The 23734-nt window shown below is 61.3% G+C and carries 26 protein-coding genes; 13 read left to right on the top strand and 13 right to left on the bottom strand.

Annotated features, from left to right (window positions below; translation table 11 throughout):
- Positions 1-31: 31 nt before the first annotated feature.
- Complete coding sequence (locus tag QMK55_RS01805; RefSeq protein ID WP_320328535.1) at positions 32-895, top strand: MBL fold metallo-hydrolase; 864 nt, start codon at positions 32-34, stop codon at positions 893-895.
- A gap of 194 nt (positions 896-1089) precedes the next feature.
- Here QMK55_RS01805 and bkdR read toward each other — a convergent pair whose 3' ends face one another.
- Positions 1090-1578, bottom strand: coding sequence for a Bkd operon transcriptional regulator BkdR (bkdR, locus tag QMK55_RS01810; protein ID WP_008059350.1), 489 nt, complete (start codon positions 1576-1578; stop codon positions 1090-1092).
- Positions 1579-1763: 185 nt separating this feature from the next.
- Between bkdR and QMK55_RS01815 the strand changes: the two genes are divergently transcribed.
- The 5 genes from QMK55_RS01815 to QMK55_RS01835 all read left to right on the top strand — a co-directional run bounded on the left by QMK55_RS01815 (position 1764) and on the right by QMK55_RS01835 (position 7978).
- A complete protein-coding gene (locus tag QMK55_RS01815) occupies positions 1764-2999 on the top strand; it encodes a 3-methyl-2-oxobutanoate dehydrogenase (2-methylpropanoyl-transferring) subunit alpha (RefSeq protein WP_003224001.1) in 1236 nt (411 codons plus the stop codon).
- A 1-nt stretch (position 3000) separates the two neighbouring features.
- Positions 3001-4059, top strand: coding sequence for an alpha-ketoacid dehydrogenase subunit beta (locus QMK55_RS01820; protein WP_003224000.1), 1059 nt, complete (start codon positions 3001-3003; stop codon positions 4057-4059).
- Positions 4060-5334, top strand: coding sequence for a dihydrolipoamide acetyltransferase family protein (locus QMK55_RS01825; protein ID WP_320328536.1), 1275 nt, complete (start codon positions 4060-4062; stop codon positions 5332-5334).
- A gap of 4 nt (positions 5335-5338) precedes the next feature.
- On the top strand, positions 5339-6712 hold the full coding sequence (gene lpdA, locus QMK55_RS01830; protein ID WP_320328537.1) for a dihydrolipoyl dehydrogenase: 1374 nt from the start codon (positions 5339-5341) through the stop codon (positions 6710-6712).
- 246 nt (positions 6713-6958) lie between these two features.
- The gene (locus QMK55_RS01835; RefSeq protein ID WP_102357468.1) at positions 6959-7978 is read left to right on the top strand and encodes a branched-chain amino acid aminotransferase; all 1020 of its coding nucleotides are present in this window, start codon (positions 6959-6961) and stop codon (positions 7976-7978) included.
- A 54-nt stretch (positions 7979-8032) separates the two neighbouring features.
- Here the strand turns inward: QMK55_RS01835 and QMK55_RS01840 are convergent, their stop codons facing one another.
- On the bottom strand, positions 8033-8911 hold the full coding sequence (locus tag QMK55_RS01840; RefSeq protein ID WP_102357466.1) for a LysR substrate-binding domain-containing protein: 879 nt from the start codon (positions 8909-8911) through the stop codon (positions 8033-8035).
- A 105-nt stretch (positions 8912-9016) separates the two neighbouring features.
- Here QMK55_RS01840 and QMK55_RS01845 point away from each other — a divergent pair, with 105 nt between their 5' ends.
- Positions 9017-9625 carry a LysE family translocator gene (locus tag QMK55_RS01845; RefSeq protein ID WP_320328538.1) on the top strand — a complete coding sequence of 203 codons (609 nt, stop codon included), beginning with the start codon at positions 9017-9019 and terminating at the stop codon, positions 9623-9625.
- 20 nt (positions 9626-9645) lie between these two features.
- Here the strand turns inward: QMK55_RS01845 and QMK55_RS01850 are convergent, their stop codons facing one another.
- The 3 genes from QMK55_RS01850 to QMK55_RS01860 all read right to left on the bottom strand — a co-directional run bounded on the left by QMK55_RS01850 (position 9646) and on the right by QMK55_RS01860 (position 12516).
- Positions 9646-10467: a TIGR03915 family putative DNA repair protein gene (locus QMK55_RS01850; protein WP_320328539.1), complete on the bottom strand. Its 822-nt coding sequence runs from the start codon at positions 10465-10467 to the stop codon at positions 9646-9648.
- Positions 10464-11684 carry a putative DNA modification/repair radical SAM protein gene (locus tag QMK55_RS01855; RefSeq protein WP_320328540.1) on the bottom strand — a complete coding sequence of 407 codons (1221 nt, stop codon included), beginning with the start codon at positions 11682-11684 and terminating at the stop codon, positions 10464-10466. Before QMK55_RS01855 ends, QMK55_RS01850 begins: the two co-directional genes overlap by 4 nt.
- A gap of 73 nt (positions 11685-11757) precedes the next feature.
- Positions 11758-12516: a helix-turn-helix transcriptional regulator gene (locus tag QMK55_RS01860; protein ID WP_320328541.1), complete on the bottom strand. Its 759-nt coding sequence runs from the start codon at positions 12514-12516 to the stop codon at positions 11758-11760.
- 78 nt (positions 12517-12594) lie between these two features.
- Between QMK55_RS01860 and QMK55_RS01865 the strand changes: the two genes are divergently transcribed.
- The gene (locus tag QMK55_RS01865; RefSeq protein ID WP_320328542.1) at positions 12595-13698 is read left to right on the top strand and encodes a cytochrome P450; all 1104 of its coding nucleotides are present in this window, start codon (positions 12595-12597) and stop codon (positions 13696-13698) included.
- Here the strand turns inward: QMK55_RS01865 and dmeF are convergent.
- Positions 13695-14624: a CDF family Co(II)/Ni(II) efflux transporter DmeF gene (gene dmeF / locus QMK55_RS01870; RefSeq protein WP_102357487.1), complete on the bottom strand. Its 930-nt coding sequence runs from the start codon at positions 14622-14624 to the stop codon at positions 13695-13697. The genes QMK55_RS01865 and dmeF overlap by 4 nt on opposite strands.
- A gap of 12 nt (positions 14625-14636) precedes the next feature.
- The gene (locus QMK55_RS01875) at positions 14637-14912 is read right to left on the bottom strand and encodes a metal/formaldehyde-sensitive transcriptional repressor (protein ID WP_102357456.1); all 276 of its coding nucleotides are present in this window, start codon (positions 14910-14912) and stop codon (positions 14637-14639) included.
- Positions 14913-15322: 410 nt separating this feature from the next.
- Between QMK55_RS01875 and QMK55_RS01880 the strand changes: the two genes are divergently transcribed.
- Positions 15323-15595, top strand: coding sequence for a hypothetical protein (locus QMK55_RS01880; protein WP_102357455.1), 273 nt, complete (start codon positions 15323-15325; stop codon positions 15593-15595).
- A gap of 46 nt (positions 15596-15641) precedes the next feature.
- On the opposite strand, the gene QMK55_RS01885 is transcribed toward QMK55_RS01880, so the two are convergent.
- The 3 genes from QMK55_RS01885 to QMK55_RS01895 all read right to left on the bottom strand — a co-directional run bounded on the left by QMK55_RS01885 (position 15642) and on the right by QMK55_RS01895 (position 16860).
- Complete coding sequence (locus QMK55_RS01885; RefSeq protein WP_177327347.1) at positions 15642-15785, bottom strand: hypothetical protein; 144 nt, start codon at positions 15783-15785, stop codon at positions 15642-15644.
- A 65-nt stretch (positions 15786-15850) separates the two neighbouring features.
- A complete protein-coding gene (locus QMK55_RS01890; protein ID WP_177327350.1) occupies positions 15851-16162 on the bottom strand; it encodes an AzlD domain-containing protein in 312 nt (103 codons plus the stop codon).
- A complete protein-coding gene (locus QMK55_RS01895) occupies positions 16162-16860 on the bottom strand; it encodes an AzlC family ABC transporter permease (RefSeq protein WP_102357453.1) in 699 nt (232 codons plus the stop codon). Before QMK55_RS01895 ends, QMK55_RS01890 begins: the two co-directional genes overlap by 1 nt.
- Positions 16861-17012: 152 nt before the next feature.
- Here QMK55_RS01895 and QMK55_RS01900 point away from each other — a divergent pair, with 152 nt between their 5' ends.
- Positions 17013-17399: a DUF2784 domain-containing protein gene (locus tag QMK55_RS01900; protein WP_320328543.1), complete on the top strand. Its 387-nt coding sequence runs from the start codon at positions 17013-17015 to the stop codon at positions 17397-17399.
- Here the strand turns inward: QMK55_RS01900 and QMK55_RS01905 are convergent.
- A complete protein-coding gene (locus QMK55_RS01905) occupies positions 17396-17923 on the bottom strand; it encodes a DUF3087 domain-containing protein (protein WP_102357450.1) in 528 nt (175 codons plus the stop codon). The genes QMK55_RS01900 and QMK55_RS01905 overlap by 4 nt on opposite strands.
- A 223-nt stretch (positions 17924-18146) precedes the next feature.
- Between QMK55_RS01905 and ppnN the strand changes: the two genes are divergently transcribed.
- Both ppnN and QMK55_RS01915 read left to right on the top strand, forming a co-directional pair.
- Positions 18147-19520, top strand: a complete 1374-nt coding sequence (gene ppnN / locus QMK55_RS01910; protein WP_102357449.1) for a nucleotide 5'-monophosphate nucleosidase PpnN — start codon at positions 18147-18149, stop codon at positions 19518-19520.
- 309 nt (positions 19521-19829) lie between these two features.
- A complete protein-coding gene (locus tag QMK55_RS01915; protein WP_320328544.1) occupies positions 19830-20564 on the top strand; it encodes a substrate-binding periplasmic protein in 735 nt (244 codons plus the stop codon).
- Between the two features lie 122 nt (positions 20565-20686).
- On the opposite strand, the gene QMK55_RS01920 is transcribed toward QMK55_RS01915, so the two are convergent.
- A complete protein-coding gene (locus QMK55_RS01920; RefSeq protein ID WP_320328545.1) occupies positions 20687-22081 on the bottom strand; it encodes an FAD/NAD(P)-binding protein in 1395 nt (464 codons plus the stop codon).
- Positions 22082-22645: an XRE family transcriptional regulator gene (locus QMK55_RS01925; RefSeq protein ID WP_320328546.1), complete on the bottom strand. Its 564-nt coding sequence runs from the start codon at positions 22643-22645 to the stop codon at positions 22082-22084.
- Positions 22646-22730: 85 nt separating this feature from the next.
- Here QMK55_RS01925 and QMK55_RS01930 point away from each other — a divergent pair, with 85 nt between their 5' ends.
- On the top strand, positions 22731-23666 hold the full coding sequence (locus QMK55_RS01930) for a DMT family transporter (RefSeq protein WP_320328547.1): 936 nt from the start codon (positions 22731-22733) through the stop codon (positions 23664-23666).
- Positions 23667-23734 lie beyond the last annotated feature (68 nt).

A 23734-nucleotide genomic window follows, 5' to 3' on the forward strand; every position in this document is an offset into this window, starting at 1 on the left:
CAACCCATTTCCCTTGTTCAGGTTCGTGTCCATGCCCGCGCAGATTGAAGCTTTCCTCGACCCCGCCTCCTCGACCTACAGCTACGTGGTCTATGAAGACGATGGCGGGCAGTGTGCAATCGTTGATCCGGTACTCGACTACGACGGCGCTGCCGGTCGCACCTGCACCGCGCAGGCCGACAAGATCATCGCGTTTGTGCGTGAACACCGCTTGCAGGTGCAATGGCTGCTGGAAACCCACGCCCACGCCGACCACCTGTCCGCCGCGCCGTACCTGCGCCGCGAACTGGGCGGCAAGATCGCGATTGGCGAGTCGATCAGCAAAGTGCAGAACGTGTTCAAGGCACTGTTCAATCTGGAACCGGAATTCTGCGTCGACGGCTCGCAGTTCGATCACCTGTTCGCGCCTAACGAGGCGTTCATGATCGGCAACCTCAAGGCCACCGCCCTGCACGTCCCCGGCCATACGCCGGCAGACATGGCCTACCTGATCGACGGTGAACAGATTCTGGTTGGCGACACGCTGTTCATGCCCGATGTCGGTACCGCCCGCTGCGACTTTCCCGGCGGCAACGCGCATCAACTGTTCAATTCGATCCACAAACTGCTGGCCTTCCCCGCCAGCGTCAGACTCTACGTCTGCCACGACTACCCACCCGAAGGCCGCGCTGCGCACTGCCAGACCACCGTCGGCGAGCAGCGCAAAAGCAATATTCATGTGCACGACGGGATTGATGAGGCGGCGTTTGTCGAGATGCGCACCAAACGCGATGCCGGGCTGGGCATGCCGACACTGTTACTGCCGGCGATTCAGGTGAATGTGCGGGCGGGGAATTTCCCGGCGGCTGAGGACAATGGCGTGGTGTATCTGAAGATCCCGATCAATAAGCTTTAACGTCAAAAGATCGCAGCCTGCGGCAGCTCCTACAGGAGAAATTGATCGTTCCCACGCTCTGCGTGGGAATGCCCCCGGGGACGCTCCGCGTTCCGCTTCGGGAAGTGACGCAGAGCGTCACGGGCTGCATTACCACGCGGAGCATGGGAACGATCAGCATGTAGGAGCTGCCGAAGGCTGCGATCTTTTGATCTTCACGTCCCCAACGTCAACCCATTCGCCGGCAACGGCAGCGCCGTCTTGTACCGCACCTGCTTCAACGCAAAACTCGACCGAATGTTCGCCACCCCCGGCACCTTGGTCAGAAAGTCCATCATGAACCGCTCCAGCGACTGAATCGTCGGCACCAACACCCGGATCAGATAGTCCGGGTCGCCGGCCATCAGGTAGCACTCCATCACCTCGGGGCGGTCGGAAATCGCCTCTTCAAAATGCTGCAGTGCCTCCTCGACCTGCTTCTCCAGGCTGACGTGAATGAACACGTTGACATGCAGGCCCAGCAGGTCGGCGTCCAGCAGTGTCACCTGCTCACGAATCAGGCCTAATTCCTCCATCGCCTTGACCCGGTTGAAACACGGCGTCGGCGACAGATTCACCGAGCGTGCGAGGTCGGCGTTGGTGATGCGCGCATTCTCCTGAAGGCTGTTGAGAATGCCGATGTCGGTACGGTCCAGTTTGCGCATGAGACAAAACCACCTGTTTTTTATGTTTATGCAGAATTTCTATCTGCAAATCGTCTCCAGCGCAACGAAACAGAGAGAAATATTCTTCTTGGCCGGGCCTATGATTGTTGTAGGACAAGATTTCTTCTACCGAAGAATGACTGCCAGCTCACTACAAGAAATTCACAAGATCGAGCGTAGAAGCCATGACCCAAGCGTATGAACCGCTGCGTCTGCACGTCCCTGAACCTTCGGGCCGTCCAGGCTGCAAAACCGACTTCTCCTACCTGCATCTGACCGATGCCGGCACGGTGCGCAAACCTTCCATCGACGTTGAACCTGCCGACACCGCCGACCTGGCCCGTGGCCTGATCCGTGTGCTCGACGATCAAGGCAACGCTCTCGGCCCGTGGGCTGAAAACGTGCCGGTCGAGATCCTTCGCAAGGGCATGCGCGCCATGCTCAAGACGCGGATCTACGACAACCGCATGGTGGTCGCCCAGCGGCAGAAAAAAATGTCGTTCTACATGCAGAGCCTTGGCGAAGAAGCCATCGGCAGCGCCCAGGCCCTGGCCTTGAACATCGACGACATGTGCTTCCCGACCTACCGCCAGCAAAGCATCCTGATGGCCCGCGAAGTGCCGCTGGTCGACCTGATCTGCCAACTGCTGTCCAACGAGCGCGATCCGCTCAAGGGCCGCCAGTTGCCGATCATGTACTCGGTCAAGGACGCCGGTTTCTTCACCATCTCCGGCAACCTCGCCACCCAGTTCATTCAGGCCGTCGGCTGGGGCATGGCCTCGGCGATCAAGGGCGACACCAAAATCGCCTCGGCGTGGATCGGTGACGGCGCCACCGCCGAATCGGACTTCCACACCGCCCTCACCTTCGCTCACGTTTACCGCGCGCCGGTGATCCTCAACGTGGTCAACAACCAATGGGCGATCTCGACCTTCCAGGCCATCGCCGGGGGTGAAGCCACCACTTTCGCCGGACGCGGCGTTGGTTGCGGCATCGCCTCGCTGCGCGTCGACGGCAACGACTTCTACGCGGTCTACGCCGCTTCCGCCTGGGCTGCCGAACGCGCCCGGCGCAACCTCGGTCCGACCATGATCGAATGGGTCACCTACCGCGCCGGTCCGCACTCGACCTCCGACGATCCGTCCAAATACCGTCCGGCCGACGACTGGAGCCACTTCCCGCTGGGCGACCCGATTGCCCGCCTGAAGCAGCACCTGATCAAGGTCGGCCACTGGTCGGAAGAAGAGCACGCCGCCGTCAGCGCCGAGCTTGAAGCAGAAGTGATTGCCGCGCAGAAACAGGCCGAACAGTACGGCACCCTCGCCGGCGGCCAGATTCCGAGCGCCGCGACCATGTTCGAAGACGTCTACAAAGAGATGCCGGAGCACTTGAAGCGCCAGCGTCAGCAGTTGGGGATCTGACATGAACGATCACAACAACAATATTCAGTTGGAAACCGCCATGACCACGACCACCATGACCATGATCCAGGCCCTGCGCTCGGCCATGGATGTGATGCTTGAGCGTGATGACAACGTCGTCGTGTTCGGTCAGGACGTCGGTTACTTCGGCGGCGTGTTCCGTTGCACCGAAGGCCTGCAGACCAAGTACGGCACCTCGCGGGTATTCGACGCGCCGATTTCCGAAAGCGGCATCGTCGGTGTGGCGGTGGGCATGGGTGCATACGGCCTGCGTCCGGTCGCCGAGATTCAGTTCGCCGACTACGTTTACCCGGCTTCCGACCAGATCATTTCCGAAGCGGCGCGCCTGCGCTATCGCTCGGCCGGCGAGTTCACCGCGCCGATGACCCTGCGCATGCCTTGCGGCGGCGGCATTTATGGTGGCCAGACCCACAGTCAGAGCATCGAGGCGATGTTCACTCAGGTCTGCGGCCTGCGTACGGTCATGCCGTCCAACCCGTATGACGCCAAAGGCCTGCTGATCGCCTCCATCGAGAACGATGATCCGGTGATCTTTCTTGAGCCGAAACGCCTGTACAACGGCCCGTTCGACGGTCACCACGACCGCCCGGTAACCCCGTGGTCGAAACACCCGCAAGCGCAAGTTCCGGACGGTTACTACACCGTGCCGCTGGACGTTGCCGCGATCACCCGTCCGGGCAAGGATGTGACCGTGCTGACTTACGGCACCACCGTGTACGTGTCGCAAGTTGCCGCTGAAGAAAGTGGCGTTGACGCCGAAGTCATCGACCTGCGCAGCCTGTGGCCGCTGGATCTGGAAACCATCGTCAAGTCGGTGAAGAAAACCGGCCGCTGCGTGGTGGTGCACGAAGCCACCCGCACCTGCGGTTTCGGCGCCGAGCTGGTTTCGCTGGTGCAAGAGCATTGCTTCCATCACCTGGAAGCGCCGATCGAGCGCGTCACCGGTTGGGACACCCCCTACCCGCACGCGCAAGAGTGGGCGTATTTCCCAGGGCCGTCCCGAGTGGGCGCGGCGTTGAAACGGGTCATGGAGGTCTGAATGGGCACGCACGTTATCAAGATGCCGGACATCGGCGAAGGCATCGCAGAAGTAGAACTGTCGCAGTGGCACGTCAAGGTCGGCGACCTGGTGGTTGAAGACCAGGTGCTGGCGGACGTGATGACCGACAAGGCAATGGTCGATATTCCATCGCCGGTGCACGGAAAGGTCATTGCGCTCGGCGGTCAGCCGGGTGAAGTGATGGCGGTCGGCAGTGTGCTGATCAGCATCGAGGTTGAAGGGGCCGGTAACTTGAAAGAGTCCACCGCGCCAGCACCTGTTAAAGAGGCGCCGGTTGCGCCGAAAGCTGCAACGGTGGTCGAGAGCAAACCTGCTGCCGCTGCTGCACCGCGCCCGGCTGCTGTCTGCCAAGGCCCGATGGTTGCCCGTGAAGCCGATGAACGTCCGCTGGCCTCGCCGGCCGTGCGCAAACATGCGCTGGATCTGGGCATTCAATTGCGCCTGGTACGCGGTTCCGGCCCGGCCGGTCGTGTATTGCACGAAGACCTGGAAGCCTATCTGGCGCAAGGTCAGTCAAACGCCTCGGCACCCGTGGCTGCCGCTTACGCCCAGCGTAACGGTGAAGAACAGATTCAAGTGATCGGCATGCGCCGCAAGATCGCCCAGCGCATGCAGGACGCCACCCAGCGTGCCGCGCACTTCAGCTACGTCGAAGAAATCGACGTCACCGCAATTGAAGAACTGCGCGCGCATCTGAACGAAAAACACGGCGCCAGCCGGGGCAAGTTAACCTTGCTGCCGTTCCTCGTTCGCGCACTGGTCGTGGCCCTGCGCGACTTCCCGCAGATGAACGCCCGTTACGATGACGAAGCCCAGGTCATCACCCGCCTCGGCGCGGTGCATGTCGGTGTCGCCACGCAAAGCGATGTCGGCCTGATGGTGCCGGTGGTGCGTCACGCCGAGGCGCGCAGCCTGTGGGACAGCGCCGCGCAAATCTCGCGTTTGGCTAACGCCGCACGCAATGGCAAGGCCAGCCGCGACGAATTGTCCGGCTCGACCATCACCCTGACCAGCCTCGGTGCGTTGGGCGGCATCGTCAGCACCCCGGTGCTGAACCTGCCGGAAGTGGCAATCGTCGGCGTCAACAAAATCGTCGAACGGCCAATGGTCGTCAAAGGCCAGGTGGTGATCCGCAAGATGATGAACCTCTCCAGCTCCTTCGATCACCGCGTGGTCGACGGCATGGACGCGGCGCTCTTCATCCAGGCCATTCGTGGCTTGCTCGAACAACCCGCGACCCTGTTTGTGGAGTGATGCAATGCAGATTTTGAACACCACGCTGCTGGTCATTGGCGGCGGCCCCGGCGGTTACGTCACGGCGATTCGCGCCGGGCAACTGGGCATTTCGACGATCCTGGTCGAAGGCCAATCACTGGGCGGTACATGCCTGAACATCGGTTGCATCCCGTCCAAAGCACTGATTCACGTGGCCGAGCAGTTCCACCAGACCCAACACCACAGCCAGCATTCGGCGCTGGGCATCAGCGTTGCGGCGCCGACCCTCGACATCACTAAAAGCGTCGAGTGGAAGGACGGCATTGTTGATCGCCTGACCACCGGCGTCGCGGCGCTGCTGAAAAAGAACAAGGTCCAGGTCATTAATGGCTGGGCCAAGGTCATCGACGGCAAAACCGTTGACGTCGGCGACACGCGGATCCAGTGCGAGCACTTGGTGCTCGCGACCGGTTCGACCAGCGTCAATCTGCCGATCCTGCCAATTGGCGGGCCGATCATCTCCTCTACCGAAGCGCTTGTGCCGAAATCCGTGCCAAAACGGCTGGTGGTGGTGGGCGGTGGTTACATCGGTCTGGAGCTGGGCATTGCTTATCGCAAGCTCGGCGCCGAGGTCAGCGTGGTCGAGGCGCAGGATCGCATCCTGCCGGCGTACGACGCCGAACTGACGCAACCGGTGCATGACGCGTTGAAGCAACTGGGCGTGAAGCTCTATCTCAAGCACAGCGTGCTGGGTTTCGACGGCACCTTGCAGGTGCGCGGTCCAGAAGGCGAAACCCTGAATCTGCAAACCGATCAGGTGCTGGTGGCGGTCGGGCGCAAGCCGAACACTCAGGGCTGGAACCTTGAAGCGCTGAACCTGGACATGAACGGTTCGGCGATCAAGATCGACAGCCGCTGCCAGACCAGCATGCGCAACGTCTACGCCATCGGCGACCTGAGCGGCGAACCGATGCTCGCGCACCGCGCCATGGCCCAGGGCGAAATGGTTGCCGAGCTGATCAGCGGCAAGCACCGTGAATTCAACCCGACCGCCATCGCCGCCGTGTGCTTCACCGATCCGGAACTGGTGGTGGTCGGCCAGACCCCGGACGAGGCCAAGGCTGCCGGTCTGGACTGCATCGTGTCGAGCTTCCCGTTCGCCGCCAACGGCCGGGCGATGACCCTGGAGTCGAAAAGCGGCTTCGTGCGGGTGGTCGCGCGTCGCGACAATCATGTGATTGTCGGCTGGCAGGCGGTCGGCGCAGGTGTTTCGGAGTTGTCGACCGCGTTCGCGCAAAGCCTGGAAATGGGCGCGCGGCTGGAAGACATCGGCGGCACCATTCATGCGCACCCGACACTGGGTGAAGCGGTGCAGGAAGCGGCGTTGCGTGCCCTCGGGCATGCGCTGCACCTGTAGCGGCGTTGATCGTTCCCACGCTCTGCGTGGGAATGCAGCCGGGGACGCTCTGAGTCCCAAAAGCCGAACGCGGAGCGTCCGATGAGGCATTCCCACGCAGAGCGTAGGAACGATCAAGCATGGGAACGATCAGTGGAGCGAATTCCGGCTGCGAAACCGCTCAAGAATGAAGTATTGTTGTGCCCATCCAAAAAAACGTCAGAAGCCTTGAACCGTTTCGACGGTTGTTCAGTGATAGAGGGTGTCATGGGTAACGAAAGCATCAATTGGGACAAGCTGGGTTTTGACTACATCAAGACCGACAAACGCTATCTGTCGTACTTTCGCAATGGCGAGTGGGACAAAGGCACCCTGACCGAAGACAATGTGCTGCACATCAGCGAAGGCTCGACTGCCCTTCACTATGGCCAGCAATGCTTCGAAGGCATGAAGGCCTATCGTTGCAAAGACGGCTCGATCAACCTGTTCCGCCCGGACCAGAACGCCCTGCGCATGCAACGCAGTTGCGCGCGTCTGCTGATGCCGACGGTCGACACCGAGCAGTTCATCGAAGCCTGCAAAGCCGTGGTTCGCGCCAACGAGCGTTTCATCCCGCCGTACGGCACCGGTGGCGCCCTGTACCTGCGTCCGTTCGTGATCGGCGTGGGTGACAACATCGGCGTGCGCACGGCACCCGAGTTCATCTTCTCGATCTTCTGCATCCCGGTTGGCGCCTACTTCAAGGGCGGCCTGACCCCGCACAACTTCCAGATCTCCAGCTATGACCGTGCGGCCCCACAAGGCACCGGCGCGGCCAAGGTCGGCGGCAACTACGCAGCCAGCCTGATGCCTGGCTCGAAAGCGAAAAAAGCCAACTTTGCCGACGCGATCTACCTGGACCCGATGACCCACACCAAGATCGAGGAAGTCGGTTCGGCCAACTTCTTCGGGATCACCCACGACAACAAGTTCATCACCCCGAACTCGCCGTCGGTGCTGCCAGGTATCACCCGCCTGTCGCTGATCGAACTGGCCAAGACCCGTCTGGGCCTGGAAGTGGTTGAAGGCGACGTGCTGATCGACAAGCTGTCGGACTTCAAGGAAGCCGGTGCTTGCGGTACCGCTGCAGTGATCACCCCGATCGGCGGCATCAGCTACAACGACCACCTGCACGTGTTCCACAGCGAAACCGAAGTCGGCCCGGTCACCCAGAAACTCTACAAAGAGCTGACCGGCGTGCAGACCGGCGACATCGAAGCGCCAGCGGGCTGGATCATCAAGGTTTGATCTGACGGCTGCTGATGCACAAAAGCCCCCATCGAGTGATCGATGGGGGCTTTTTCATGGGCGCTGGTTGTGTAACCACTCAATGAACACGTTGGTGTGCGCCGACGCTTGCGGTGCAATGCCGTAGTAATAACGAGGCAGTGGCATGCGCAAGTCCGGCAACGGGCAGACCAGCCGACCGCTCGACAAATGCGTGCCCAGCAACGTGGTCGGACACAGCGCGAGACCCTCGCCCTCCACAGCAGCCTCAAGTACCCGGTGCATGTAATCAAACTGGCGGATAACCTGCGTGCAGCTCTGGCCTTGCCCGAAGTGCATGGCCCAGTGATGCCAGTCTTCGCGCCGCGCCCTGACGGTCAGCAAGATATGAGCACTGAGACCTGCGAGGTTTGCCAACGGCAGTCGCTCAATCAATGCCGGCGCCGCGACCAGCACCAACTCGTCTTCGAACAATGCCTGCGCCTCAAGCGACGGCGCCCAGTCGTCGCGGCCACGACGGATGACAATGTCGAAATCATCCCGTGCCGGATCGGGGGACTGGGTCTGAGTGATCACCTGCGGCTCGATATGCGGATGCTGCGCCGTGAAGTCCGCCAATCGAGGCGTGAGCCATAACAGGGCGAAGGACGGCCGGACATTGATCTTGACCATCGGCCGCGCCGCCTGCTGTTTCAACTCGGCAGCGGCGTCGGCAATCTGCGCCAGACCCGCACTGACTTGCTGATAAAAACGCTGGCCGGCCGGTGTCAACAGCGATTGCCGAACACGCCGTTCAAACAGCAAGACGCCCAGGTGCTCTTCAAGCAGTTTGACGTGGCGGCTGACTGCACTGTGGCTGACATGCAGTTCTTCGGCCGCCAGACTGAAGCTCTGATGGCGGGCAGCTACAGCAAAAGCGCGAACCGCATTGAGCGGGGGAAGTTGATTTTTCATGCGTCTAATTTAGTCACATGTGCGCTGCATTTAAAGCGTTTGTCAGCGCTTTGTCGCCACGCCAATCTGCCTGCACGCAGACACGCGATTCGACGGAGCAACACCATGCACAGCTACGGCCTCTTTGTCCTGTTCGCCGCCCTGACTATTTTAAGCCCTGGCCCTGGGGTGGTGCTGACCCTGTCCAACGCCGTGCGCCTGGGCTGGACCGGCGCGGTGCCAGGGATTCTGGGGATCGCCTCGGGGGCTTTCGTGGTTGCCGCCCTCAGCGCCACCAGTGTCGGCCTGCTCCTCAGCGCCTCGGCGACGGCCTTCACCGTGCTGAAATACGCCGGGGCTGCTTACCTGCTGTACCTGGGTTTCAAGAGTTGGCGTTCGGATCGTTTCCGTACCTTGCAACAGGTGCGCCCTTCTCGCCCGGGCTACCGTTTTCTGGAGGCAGCCTCGCTGCAGTTTCTCAATCCCAAAGCCATCTTCTTCTTTCTGGCTGTGTTCCCGCAGTTCATCGACACGGAACAGGCTTTTTACCCGCAGTTCTTCAAACTGGTGGCCTCTTACGCGGTATTGGTGATTCTGGTGCACGGCAGCTATGCCCTGCTCGCCAATGCCGCCAAAGGTTGGCTGTCGAGCCCGAAAGGATCGTGGCTGGCGGCGAAAGTCTCGGGCGTGACCTTTGCCGGTTTCGGTCTGTTGATGGCTTCGGCAACCCGCTGAGCTCACTGCATGCGTTCAGACTATTTCAACGCGATCCGCTTGCCCGCACGCCCGGCAATCCCACTGGCCTGGCCATTCTGCTGCTTGCCCATCCGCGCCTGGGTGATCAACCCGGGGATCAACTCCCCTTCCGGCAGGTTCTTCCAGAACCGTGCCGGCAGATGCCCCTGCATGACCTTCTCGTTCAATCGCGCCGGGTTGAAGATGTGACTGTAATAGGTCAGCCACAGATCGCCCTGGGGATCGTCGACGTTTTGCGCCAGTTGCTGCCATTCAATGGGACACTGGCGCTGATGAATCAGTTGTGCGCCATCGTAATAGACACCGTCGCGCGGCGTGGCAATCAACCAGCGGTGTCGGCCCATGCGTCCGACAAAATGCTCACTGGCGCTGTGCAGGATGTCGTGGGCCGGTTCGTGCCACGCCACGTATTGCGGGCCTGGCTGATCCTGCGGGCGCTCGATGAAACGCACGAACGCATGCAGATGGTGAGCTTCGCGCTGCACCTGTTTGATCCGCCGTTGCAACTCGCTGCCGAGCTTGTCACCGGCCATCATCGCCGTGCGGTCGCCGTGGCTGACTCGCCACAGCACTTCATACAGCAGACTCCAGCGCTGCTCGCCACGGTATCGGGCGGCTTGTTCGAGGGTGTCGAGCAATGCGCGGGGGATGCGTGCCTGGAACGGTCCCTGCCCTTCGGGCACCTGCACGTCACTGGCAAACAGATCAGCCACGCCTTCCGACGCCCAGCTCACCAGACTCGGGTCGATCTCATGACTAAGCAACCAGCGCGCCTGTTGCCGCCAGGTGTCGAACAGGTCATCGCAATCGAGATTGATCATCCCCACAACCCCATCTGCTGCGGCATCGGTCGGTCGCGTAACTGCTGATAAAGCATCTGGCTGGTGACTTCGGCCTGCTGCGGGTGGTAGTCGCAGGTGATGATGAACGGCTTGGCCTTGGCCAGCACACAGCGCATGCGCGCCACGTATTCATAGCGGATGCGCCGTTGCTGGCGCAATTGCATCAGACGTTCGGTGGTGCGCAGGCCAATGCCCGGGATGCGCGCGATCAGTGACGGTTCGGCGCGATTCAGGTCCAGCGGAAACACCTCGCGATTCTGTAGCGCCCACGCCAGTTTCGGGTCGATGTCCAAGGCCAGATTGCCCGGTCCCTTGAGCAATTCGCCGGCGCTGTAACCATAGCTGCGCAGGAGGAAGTCGGCCTGATACAAACGGTGCTCACGCATCAGCGGTGGTGCGGCCAGCGGCACGCTTTTCGGGCTGTCAGGGATCGGGCTGAAGGCCGAATAATAAACGCGCCGCAAGCGGTAGTTGCCGTACAGGGACTGGGCGCTGTGCAAAATCGTGCTGTCGTCGGTGTCATCGGCGCCGACGATCATTTGCGTACTCTGCCCGGCCGGGGCGAACTTCGCCGAACGGGGTTCGTTGAGCACCGTTTGCACGCCGGTGTAGATGGTATTCATCGCCTGCTTGATCGAACCGATCTGCTTCTCCGGCGCCAGGGTTTGCAGGCTGGCGTCGGTGGGCAATTCGATGTTGACGCTCAGGCGATCAGCGTAGCGCCCTGCTTCCTCGATCAGTGCCGGGTCCGCCTCGGGAATGGTCTTGAGGTGGATGTAGCCGCGAAACTCGTGCTCTTCGCGCAGCAATTTCGCGACCCGCACCAGTTGCTCCATGGTGTAGTCCGCCGAGCGAATGATCCCCGAACTGAGAAACAACCCGCTGACGCAGTTGCGCCGGTAGAAATCCAGGGTCAGCGTGACCACTTCCTCCGGCGTGAAACGCGCGCGCGGCACATCGCTGGAGCGGCGGTTGACGCAATATTGGCAGTCGTAGAGGCAGAAATTGGTCAGCAATACCTTCAGCAACGAGACGCAGCGCCCGTCCGGCGTGTAGCTGTGGCAGATGCCCATGCCATCGGTCGAGCCCAGCCCGCTCTTGCCTTCGGAGCTGCGCTTGGGCGCGCCGCTGCTGGCGCAGGAGGCGTCATACTTGGCGGCGTCGGCGAGAATGCCGAGCTTGTCGATGAGTTGCATGGCGAAGACTCGATACTGGTTATGCGTACAGTATCGAGTCTATCGGATTGGCACAAGGTGCAAACACAGGATCCTACAAAGGTGCGCGGTTACCTGCAGGAACTGCCGCAGGCTGCGACCTTTTGCTCTGTGCTTCTACCGGCAACTCGACCCCGAACCGCACCCCGATCTCCCTGCGCCCCAGCGTCGTCAGTGCCAGCGCCCGACTGTCCAGATCCTGCGTGACCCACTTGCGCTTCAACGCCGTGTGCAACAGCGCCGCCCCCAGCGAACCGCCCAGATGCGGTCGGCGCATGCTCCAGTCCAGGCACGGGCAGGCGAATTTGCGGCGCAAGGTACTCAAGTCCTGCGCCTCGATGCCCAAGCCCTCGAACAACGCCTCGCCGCTGTCGCTCAGGCGATAGGCCTGTTCGTCGGTTGCCACCAGCCACCCCGCTTCCAGCATGCGGTCGTGCAGCAACACCGCGAGCGTCCCGGCCATGTGGTCATAGCAGGTGCGGGCGAATTGCAGACGGTCCGGCGTGTGCGGTTTGAAAGTGGGTGCTGCGTTCTGGCCGATCACCATCAAGGCTTCCAGCGCTTGCGCCACGCGTGGGTCGGCGAGGCTGTAATAACGATGGCGGCCCTGTACGTGCAAGCGCACCAAGGCCAGATCCTTGAGCTTGCTCAGGTGCGCACTGGCGGTCGAGGCACTGACTTCGGCGATGGCCGCCAGCTCGGTGCTGGTGCGAGCATGGCCGTCCATCAGCGAGCAGAGGATTTTCGTGCGTGCCGGTTCGGCGATGGCGGCAGCCACTTGCGAGACGCCGATGTCTTGATGTTCTGCGTGCATATTTCGCTCCCCGACGAATCGTCGTCGCTGCGAACTGAAGATACTCGCATCACTTTCCTGACGACAAGGCTGTGAACCATGGACCCGATCATCGCTGCGACGCACGCCGATCCCTATCCCTACTACGCCGAATTGCGCGCTCAGGGCGGATTGATCTTTCATCACGAACTGAAACTGTGGGTGGCCAGCAGCGCCCGCGCGGTGTGTGCGGTGTTGGCGCATGCCGATTGCCGGGTGCGACCAGTCCAGGAACCGGTGCCCAAGGCGATTGCCTCGGGCATGGCCGGGCGAGTATTTGCTCAGTTGATGCGGATGAATGACGGCGAACGCCAGCGCTGTCCACGCTCAGCGGTCGAACCCGCGCTGCAGTTGATCGATGACAACCAGGTCCGCGCACTGGTGGCGGCGCGATTGATGACAGCGGATGCCGACGGCTTATATAAGGCGATGTTTCGTGGCCCGGTGTGCGTGGTCGCTTCGCTGCTGGGCTTCAGCCCGGCACAGGGTCGAACGATCAGTGAGCTGACGGCGGATTTCGTCGCCTGCCTTTCGCCACTGAGCAATGATCTGCAACTGGCGGCAGCCCATGCTGCCGCTGAGCAGCTACGCGGTTATTTCATCGAGTTGCTGGCAGAACCGCCTGGCGAATTGCTCAAGGCCATCGGCCAGCGATTTGAAGGCGATGAAGAAACCCTGATCGCCAACCTGATCGGACTCTGTTCGCAGACGTTTGAGGGGACTGCCGGACTGATCGGCAATGCCTTGGTGGCGCTGCGGCGTCACCCTGATTTGCGCCACGCATCAGTGGATGCGCTGCTGGCCGAGGTTCAGCGCCTTGATCCGCCAGTGCAAAACACCCGGCGTTTTGTTGCGCAATCCTGTGAGATCGATGGCGTGCGGGTCGAGGCTGGCGAGGTGATTCTGGTGTTGCTGGCCTCGGCCAATCGCGATTCCTCGTTAAATGAACAGCCTGATCGATTATTGCTCGATCGTCCGAATCGGCGCAGTTTCAGCTTTGGCAGCGGGCGGCATCAGTGTCCGGGGCAAGCGCTGGCGCTGAGCATTGCCGCTGCGACTGTCAAAGAAATCCTTGAGCAGGGTGTGAATCTGCAGCGACTGGCCTGGCATTACCGCCCATCTCTCAATGGACGGATTGCGCTGTTCAGCGCGGTACAGCCTTAAGCGCTGTGCAACTCGATGGTCAGGTGCGACAGCTCATGCACTGGCGCCAACCGCTCGCGAATCGCCTGCGCGGTGACGCCGGCGGCTGCCACCACACTGACAATCGCCGCCCGCGCCTGCGGGCCGACCTGCCAGACGTGCAGATCGCTGATGCGCACATCGTCGGAGGTTTCCAGCAGCTCGCGGATCTCCGCCGCCACGGGCTCATCAGTGGCGTCGAGCAGCACCGCAGCGCTGTCGCGCATCAGGTTGTAGGCCCACTTGGCGATGACGATTGCGCCGACAATACCCATCACCGGGTCCAGCCATACCCAACCGAGGTAACGCCCGGCCAGCAACGCGGCAATTGCCAGCACCGAGGTCAGGGCGTCAGCCAGCACGTGGACGTAGGCCGAGCGCAGGTTGTTGTCGTGATGGTGATGATGTTCGTGACCGTGGTCATGCTGATGGCCGTGACCATGACCGTGATGGCCCATCAGCAGGAAGGCACTGAGGATGTTTACGCCCAACCCGACAATGGCAATCACGGTCGCTTCGCCAAACGCCACGGTGGTCGGTTCGAACAAACGAAAAATCGACTCGCCAGCAATGCCCAGCGACACCAGCCCCAGCACCATCGCCGAGGCGAAACCGGCCAGATCGCCGACCTTGCCGGTACCGAAACTGTAGCGCCGGTTGTTCGCGTTGCGCCTCGCGAAACCGTAAGCCGCCGCGGCAATGCCCAATGCGCCGGCGTGGGTCGCCATATGGAATCCGTCGGCCAGCAACGCCATGGATCCGGTGATATAACCGGCGGCGATCTCGCCGATCATCATCACAAACGTCAGCGCCACCACCCACAAGGTGCGGCGGGCGTTTTCGTCGTGGGACGCGCCGAGAAACTGGTGATCGTGGCTGAAGCGGTCTGCGCTTGGGGTCAGGCTCATGAAGGTCATGCTCTATTTGGAATAACGGCGGATGGCTTGCAGCAAATCTTCGGCGCCCTGGGCGCGTTGTTCGTCGCTGAGGTCGGGATGGGCCACGTGCTCGCGGGTGTGGGCCTCGATAAATTGCTCCATCAAACCGTTGACCGCCCCGCGAATCGCCGCCACCAGGTGCAAGGTCTTGGCGCAGTCAGCGTCGCCCTCGAGCGCTTTCTCCACCGCCTGCACCTGCCCGGCAATGCGCCGGACGCGGTTGAGCAGTTCGTCTTTGTGTTCGTGAATGTGTGACATACCTATACCCCCTACCCCTATATGGCGAGCATGGTCGTCGATTGCATCGTGCAGTGGCAAGTTGTAATTGGCATTTTCAGAATAAATGGCGCTTTCAGTGCGACTGACCGCTGCGCAAGCGCACTCATGGCCGAAGGGTCTACAGATCCGCTGCTCGGAAGCGTTAACAAAAGACGTACTGCGAAGTGATTCCCGGGCGTTACACCGGGTGTTTCAACGGCGAAACAGTCACTGACAAAACAGTCGTTTGAGCGAACTAACCGCCTGTCTGAATTTCAACCGTCATACATACATTCAGATGCACTACGGATAGCATGCGCGCCGTATTTCCAATTGGCATATCAGTTGACCAAAGAGTCAACAAAACCAGGAATCCCCTACAACTTTAACAAACCTTGCAGAGAACTAAGTTGCGCGACGATTTTGCAATCAATCAGGCCAACGGCCTGGAGTGTATCTATCTGTCGATGACAGAACGCTTTCAACTCGACTGTTTTATCGGCCACTACATAAAGACCCGAAACCTGCGTTCAGTGCCAGACATCGAACGCATCCTGTGCAGCACCCTGGAAAGCTATCCCGGCCACCCGCCAGTGATGGTCAACGAGCTCAACGCGTGGATCGACAGGACCTTGGGTTATCGGGCGTCACACCCGGACTTCCCACAGTTGGAAGACCTCTGAAACAACGAAAAAGCCCCGCAATTGCGGGGCTTTTCGCAAAACGGATTCAGAACTTCACATCGGGCCCTGTGAGTTCCTTGTCATCATCGTGCTTCCAGGTCTGTTCCTTGCGTTTCTCACGCTCGATCTCTTCTTCAGTCGGCTCATCGACGTCTTCGTCTTCATCCGCACGCTCTTGCTCGGTCGTCATGTGCACCTCGCCTGTATGAAAGGAACCTGAATCCTTAAAGCGTAGAACAATTTTACCAGTGCAACTTACAACCACCAGCGCAACAAAAAGAAAAACGCCATGCTCAATAGCATGCTGAGCAAAGTATTGCGCGTGTACAACACCAGCCCGATCGCCACCAGCGAACTAAGCAAATACGGGTTATCCCACTGCAGATTCAACTGTTTGTCCGGCATGAATACAATCGGTCCGCAGATCGCCGTCAACATTCCTGGCACGGCAAACCCGAGAAACTGCCGCGCATTGCTGCTCAATCGCACCGGCAGGCGCGGTTCGAGAAACACGTAACGGTTGAGAAACACCAGGATTCCCATGCCGAAAATCACTGCCCAGATGATCATGTGCGCCCCCGATACAGCTTGTTGCAGACAAATCCTGCGGTCATCCCCGCCAGCCCCGACAGCACCAGCGCCGAGCCCCATTGCCAATAACTGAACAGCACCGAGCAGAACAACGACACCGCCACACACGCCACGGTCGGCACGTTGCGCACCACCGGTGTGATCAGCGCGATAAACGTCGCGGCAATCGAGAAATCCAGGCCCAGATGCTCAAGCCCCGGAATGCTGCGGCCCAACACAATGCCGGCGAGGGTGAAGAGGTTCCAGGCAACGTAGAACGTCAGGCCGACGCCCAATGCGTACCAGCGATTGAACTGCTGGCGGTCATGCTGACTGGTCAGGGCGAAGAGTTCATCGGTGAGCAAAAAGCCCAGACCGATGCGCCAGCGCGCGGGCAGCGGCGAAATCACCGAGCGCATGCTCATCCCGTACAACAAATGCTGCGAGGTCAGCAGCAACGTGGTCAGCAGAATCGAGAACATCCCGGCACCGCCCTTGAGCATGCCGATCGCCACCAGTTGCGCGGCGCCCGCAAACACGATGCTCGACAAGCCCTGCCCCTGCAGCGGTGTGAGATTGGCTTCGATCGCCATGGAGCCTGCCAGCAGCCCCCACGGCGCTGTCGCCAGCGATAACGGCATGATCGCCGCTGCGCCGCGAAGAAACGCACTGCGCGGCATAAGTGAGTCAGACATAACGCTCTTCAACCGAGGAAACGGTCGCAGACTCTGCCAGCAAACCCCCCTTCGCGGCTTGAACAATCTTGCGCACTTGCGCTAAATCACAGCGCCCATACGCCGCCGTCGGCGTACCATGGAGCCCTTCACAATCGCGTCAGGGAGACGACATGCTGTACCGAATCGCAGCCGACGGGCTGGTGCTGTTTCATTTGTCATTCATTCTGTTCGTGCTGTTCGGCGGGCTGTTGGTGCTCAAGTGGCCACGCTTGATGTGGCTGCATTTGCCGGCCGCTGCATGGGGGGTGGCGGTCGAGGTGTTGCACCTGACCTGCCCGCTGACCTACTGGGAAAACCTGATGCGCCACGCCGCCGGGCAGACCGAATACGCCGGCGGCTTCATCGAGCACTACATCTGGCCGATCATCTACCCCGCCGGGCTGACGCCGCAGATCCAGCTGGCACTGGGCAGCGTAGTGCTGGTGATCAACCTGCTGGTCTATGGACGCCTGATCCGCACGTGGAAACTGCGCCGCGCCAGCCGCATCCCGTTTTAACGCGCAGCCGGTTTCAAGGCTGCCAGCCAGGCCGGATCCAGGCGCTTCTGGTCGATATCCAGACCCAGCGCCTGCATCCGCTCCTTGTGCGCTTCGACTTCCCGGTGCAATTGCGCATGATCGCTGGAGTTGCCGTCGAGTTCGTGCATCTGGGTCAGCCCCAGATGGTAGAAACGCAGCACCTTCATCGCGCTCGGATCGTTCTGCTCCACCGCCGCCGTCACCTGATGCATCACGTTGGTCACGCTCATCAGGCTGCGTTTGAGCCGCCAGCTATAGACCGCCGGCGCCATCCATGCCTGCTGCCAGAACTGCCCGCGCATCAGCGCCGCCGTCAGCAGAAACGCGACGAACACCCCGCCGACGTTGAAGCGCAGATTATCCCCGCCGGGTTCGCCGAACAGCGCCACTGCCGCCGTGGAAAACCCCATCGCCAGCACCAGAAACAGCACGGCAATGATCAGCGTGCTGCGGCGCGTCTGCTGACGAAACGTTGCTGCGTCCATCGGCTGAATCTCGAACATCGGTGATGACTTCCTTGAGCGATAAAAAGGGCAATGGAAAAAACTCGCTGCGCATTATCGCCTCTCTCCGCGATTTAGCTATGCTGGGGGCCCTTTTCATCTTTTCAGCGTCCAACGGGGACATGGCGGTACAGCGCAGATCGTGCCATCTTCATTCATGGATACACACTATTCGGATGCCATTTGCCTGCTATTGGAATGACATCGTTTTAAGGATCATTGCATGACCCAACGACACGTAATCAACGCCTCGGTCAGCCCGAAAGGCAGCCTGGAAACCCTTTCTCAACGTGAAGTCCAGCAACTGAGCGAAGCCGGATCCGGCAGCACCTACACCCTCTTCCGCCAGTGCGCCCTGGCCATCCTCAATACCGGCGCCCATGTCGATAACGCAAAAACCATTCTGGAAGCCTACAAGGACTTCGAAATCCGCATTCACCAGCAGGATCGCGGCGTGCGCCTCGAACTGCTGAACGCCCCGGCCGACGCCTTCGTCGATGGCGAAATGATCGCCAGCACCCGCGAGATGCTGTTCAGCGCCCTGCGCGACATCGTCTACACCGAAAACGAACTCGACAGCCAACGTATCGACCTGAGCACCTCGCAGGGCATCAGCGACTACGTTTTCCACCTGCTGCGCAACGCGCGCACCCTGCGCCCGGGCGTCGAGCCGAAGATCGTCGTGTGCTGGGGCGGTCACTCGATCAACACCGAAGAGTACAAATACACCAAGAAAGTCGGCCACGAACTGGGCCTGCGCAGCCTCGACATCTGCACCGGCTGCGGCCCCGGCGTGATGAAAGGCCCGATGAAGGGCGCGACCATCGCCCACGCCAAACAGCGCATCCACGGCGGGCGCTACCTCGGTTTGACCGAGCCGGGCATCATCGCTGCCGAAGCACCGAACCCGATCGTCAATGAACTGGTGATCCTGCCGGACATCGAGAAACGTCTGGAAGCGTTCGTGCGTGTCGGCCATGGCATCATCATCTTCCCGGGCGGCGCCGGTACCGCCGAAGAGTTCCTGTACCTGCTGGGCATCCTCATGCACCCGGACAACGAAGGCCTGCCGTTCCCGGTGATCCTGACCGGGCCGAAACATGCCGCACCGTATCTGGAACAACTCGACGCGTTCGTCACCGCCACCCTCGGCGACGCGGCCAAGCAGCATTATCAGATCATCATCGACGACCCGGCCGAAGTCGCCCGGCAGATGACCGCTGGCCTCAAAGCGGTGAAGCAGTTCCGCCGCGAGCGCAACGACGCGTTCCACTTCAACTGGCTGCTGAAGATCGACGAAAGCTTCCAGCGTCCGTTCGATCCGACCCACGAAAACATGGCCGACCTCAAGCTGCACCGCGACCAGCCGGCCCACGAACTGGCGGCCAACCTGCGTCGCGCGTTCTCCGGGATCGTGGCCGGCAACGTCAAGGACAAGGGCATCCGTTTGATCGAAGAACACGGGCCTTACCAGATCCGAGGTGACGCAGCGATCATGCAACCGCTGGATGCGCTGCTCAAAGCCTTCGTTGCCCAGCACCGGATGAAACTGCCGGGCGGCGCGGCATATGTGCCGTGCTATCGCGTGGTGGCGTAACCGTCCAGCCACCACATCCCCGTGTGCCTGCCACCCATGCAGGCACAACAAAAACCAAAGTGGGAGCGAGCCTGCTCGCGAATAGGCCAGGTCAGTCACTTCAAATGTTGACTGATCCACCGTTTTCGCGAGCAGGCTCGCTTCCACAGATTGTGTACCCGCCACAAATGCCAGGCACACCACAATGTTTCTGCATGCGCCGGCTCTGCCAATCCGCCTTGGCTTCTGACGCAAAAGCCCCGTACATTCCTCACGACAGCCACCCCCGGCCCGTACTAAGCTTCGCGCTCAATTTTTCAGGGACGATTCATGAAACGGATTGCCGCGTGCCTGCTGTCACTCCTGGCCCTGGCGGCCAATGCGGCAGACCTGCAACTGTTCACCGACAACCACCCGCCCCTGCATTTTCAGCAAGGCGATCAACTGGTGGGGTATGGCGTCGATATCGTTCGCGCGCTGGCCGAACAGACCGGCGACCGGATCACTCTGCAACAGGTGCCGTTGCTGCGCGCCCTGCGCACCGCCAGCGAAACCCCGAACACTGGGGTATTTACCGTCTTGCGGACCGACGAGCGCGATGACCGCTACCAATGGGTCGGGCCGCTGATCGAGGTCGAAACCGCCCTCTACGGCCATGCCTACAACCAACCGCCAGTACGCACCCTGCAGGAGGCCGATCAGGCGGGGCGCATCAGCGTGCCGCGCAAATGGCTGATCTACAGCTACCTGCAACAGCAAGATCTGAAGAACCTCGAGGGCGTCGAAACCCCGGAGCAGATGATGCGGCTGTTCAGCCTGGGCCGGACCGATTTCGTGGTCTCCGACACCCTGTCCACCGCCGCACTGGCCCGCACCCAAGGCATGGAACCGGGGCGCTTGCAGTATCAGATTCCGCTGATGCATCAGGACACCTACATTGCCTTCTCGCTGCAGACCGATCCGCAGCAGGTCGCACGCTGGCAAAAGGCACTGGAAACCTTGCGCGCCGATGGCAGCCTTGAGCAGATCCGCCAGCGCTGGCTGATGAATGTACTGCCGCGCTGACTGAACACTGCAGGAGTGCGCCTGCTCGCGATGGCGTCGGCACGTTCAGCAATGATGTGACTGACCCACCGCTATCGCGAGCAGGCTCACTCCTGCAGGGATCTTTGCAAGCCGGTCTGCCTTCAACCCACCAGCCGCGCCGCCAGCGCCTTCGCCTGCAATGCCACATCCGTCACCGCCGTACTCTCCCACCACATCCCGCGCAGCGGTGGGCCCATGGCGAACAGCCGGCTGCCGGCCTGCCCTTGAGCGTCCAGCACGGCACCGTCCACCGTCGCCGCAATCCCCAAGGCCAACGGCCCGGGGCGCACCAGCCCGCGCGCCAACAACTGCTGGGGCAGCGGCCGCGCGACGCGGCGCCAGTCGTACTCGATGCCGCTGGAATTGATCAGCGCTGCACCCTGTACCACACAGGTTTCCACCTCGCCCCGACGCCGAATGCGAATGCTCACACCCTCACCCGCCACCGGTTCAAGCCCCTTGAACGACGCCGCCTGAATCCGCAACCGCCCTTCGTTGTGCAAGCGCTCCACCAATGCCGCACTCAACGGCGGCGAACGGTGATGATGGCTCTCCCACCACGGCCGCACATGGCGTACGAATTGTCGGCGCTGCACATCAGTCGCCTGACTCCACAACCGTCCGATATGGGCCCGCACTGTGTCCAGCGGCGCCTGCCAATCGATGCCCTGAGCGATCGCCTCGCGGCAATGCCTGCGCAGCTCGCGCAACAACTGTCGCGGTGTGCGGATGCTCAGATCTTCAGCAAGAAAATCCACCCACGCCGGCGGTTGGCGCCGCACATGGGGCAACAGTCCGTGACGGGAAAACACGTCGATCGGCCCGCGATGCCCGGCTTGTTCCAGCGACACCACCGCATCGACCATGGTCAGCCCGGAACCGATGATCAGCACCGTCGATTGCGCATCGAGTTGGCGCATGGCCGCGACATCCCGCGGATCGAGCGCAGCGGCATTGAGCCCGCTGGAGTCTTTCTGCGGCGTGCGTGCGGCAGGAAACATGCCGGTGGCGAGCACGGCATAGGCGCCGCCTACATGCCGACCATCGCTCAAGGTCAGTTGTACCGAATCGGCAGCGACTTGCAGATCGACGACTTCGGCGCGCAGATGCTCAACGGTCGAACCCTGCTGCGCGCCGACGATCCGCGCCTCGGCCAGACGCTGCTGCACATACACGCCAAACAGTCCGCGCGGCGGGAACAGCTCACTGACCGGCACATCCTGCTCGGCAGACTCTGGCCAGCCATCGCTGGCAATGTGCGCAGTCAACCATTGGGTCAGGTCATCGGGGTTGTCCGGATCGACACTCATCCGCGCGGCGTTGCCGTTGAGCGTATGACCCAGTTCGACCGCGCTATAGGCTTCGCCGCGACCGAGTTCGGCGCGCGGTTCGATGATCAGGATCTGGCGCTGGCCAGGCAGTCGCAACAGTTGCACGGCCAGCATGGTGCCGCTGAGCCCACCGCCGATGATCAGGATGTCTGCACGTTGATTCATTCAAATCACCACGTTACGTACAAACCGCGTCGCCACGTCGCCGTCGTTGCGGTAGCTGTGCGGTTGATTACTGGCAAACATGAAAAATTCGCCGGTCGCGATCTGCTGATGCTGCTCACCGAGCATCAGCGTCAGGCAGCCTTCGAACACGTAGATCTGCTCGCTCCAGCCATCGGCGTCCGGTTGCGACGGGTAGACCTCGCCCGGTTGCAGACACCATTCCCACTGCTCAACCTCGCGGGTGGCAGTGGCTTTGGACAGCAGCACCGCTTTGCTGCCGGGGATGGTGCCGGCCCAGGCCACTTCGTTGATGCGGCTCGGGTCGCGGGCGTCGGGGGCCTGGATCAGGTCGCTGAAGGCCACGTCGAGGGCTTCGGCGACGCGGTCGAGGGTGGTCAGGCTGACATTCTTTTCCCCGGCCTCGATCGCCACCAGCATGCGTCGACTGACGCCAGACTTTTCTGCCAGCGCGGTCTGGCTCATGTCGGCGGCGTGGCGCAGGCGCCGGACGTTCTGGCTGACGTGTTGCAGGACGGACGCCCGCTGGCTGGAATCTTTGTGCACTATATTGCTCACTTGGTGGGATTGGGCAGTATACTGCGCAACGTTGGGCGCATTGTGCGTCCTGCCTTTTATAGTGTGCAAGGTCATGACGTCAGCAAACGGTTCCTCCACGCCTCCGCGCTTCTCCCGCTTCAGCAAGGCCGAGTGCGTGCTGGTGCTGATCACCATGGTCTGGGGCGGCACGTTCCTGCTGGTGCAACACGCCATGACCGTCAGCGGCCCGATGTTCTTCGTCGGCCTGCGTTTTGCCGCTGCGGCGAGCATCGTCGCGCTGTTCTCCTGGCGCCATCTGCGCGAACTCACCCTGTTCGAACTCAAGGCCGGCGCCTTTATCGGCGTGGCGATCATGCTCGGTTACGGCTTGCAGACGGTGGGCCTGCAAACGATCCCGAGCAGCCAGTCGGCGTTCATCACCGCGCTATACGTGCCTTTCGTGCCGTTGCTGCAATGGCTGGTGCTGGGCCGTCGGCCCGGGTTGATGCCGAGCATCGGCATCATGCTGGCCTTTACCGGCTTGATGCTGCTGTCCGGGCCGTCTGGCGCGTCGCTGAATTTCAGCCCCGGTGAAATTGCCACGCTGATCAGTGCGATCGCGATTGCCGCCGAGATCATTCTGATCAGCACCTATGCCGGCCAGGTCGATGTGCGGCGGGTGACCGTGGTGCAACTGGCCACGACGTCGGTGTTGTCGTTCCTGCTGGTGGTGCCGACGGGTGAGACGATTCCGGACTTTTCCTCGACACTGCTGGTGACCGCACTGGGTCTGGGCGCGGCGAGTGCGGCGATTCAGGTGGCGATGAACTGGGCGCAGAAAAGCGTTTCGCCGACCCGGGCGACCTTGATCTATGCCGGTGAGCCGGTGTGGGCCGGGATCGCCGGGCGGATCGCCGGGGAACGCTTGCCGGCGATTGCCCTGGTCGGCGCCGGGCTGATTGTGGCGGCGGTGATTGTCAGCGAGTTGAAGACCAAGGGTAAGGTTGTCGAAGTCGACGCTGAACTGGAGCGGGAAACACAAGGCTAATCCGCCATATCTAGAGTGCCTGAACCATAGCTATCGCGAGCAGGCTGACTCCTACAATCGAAATGCGT

The sequence above is a fragment of the Pseudomonas sp. P8_229 genome (assembly GCF_034008635.1).
GTDB lineage: Bacteria > Pseudomonadota > Gammaproteobacteria > Pseudomonadales > Pseudomonadaceae > Aquipseudomonas.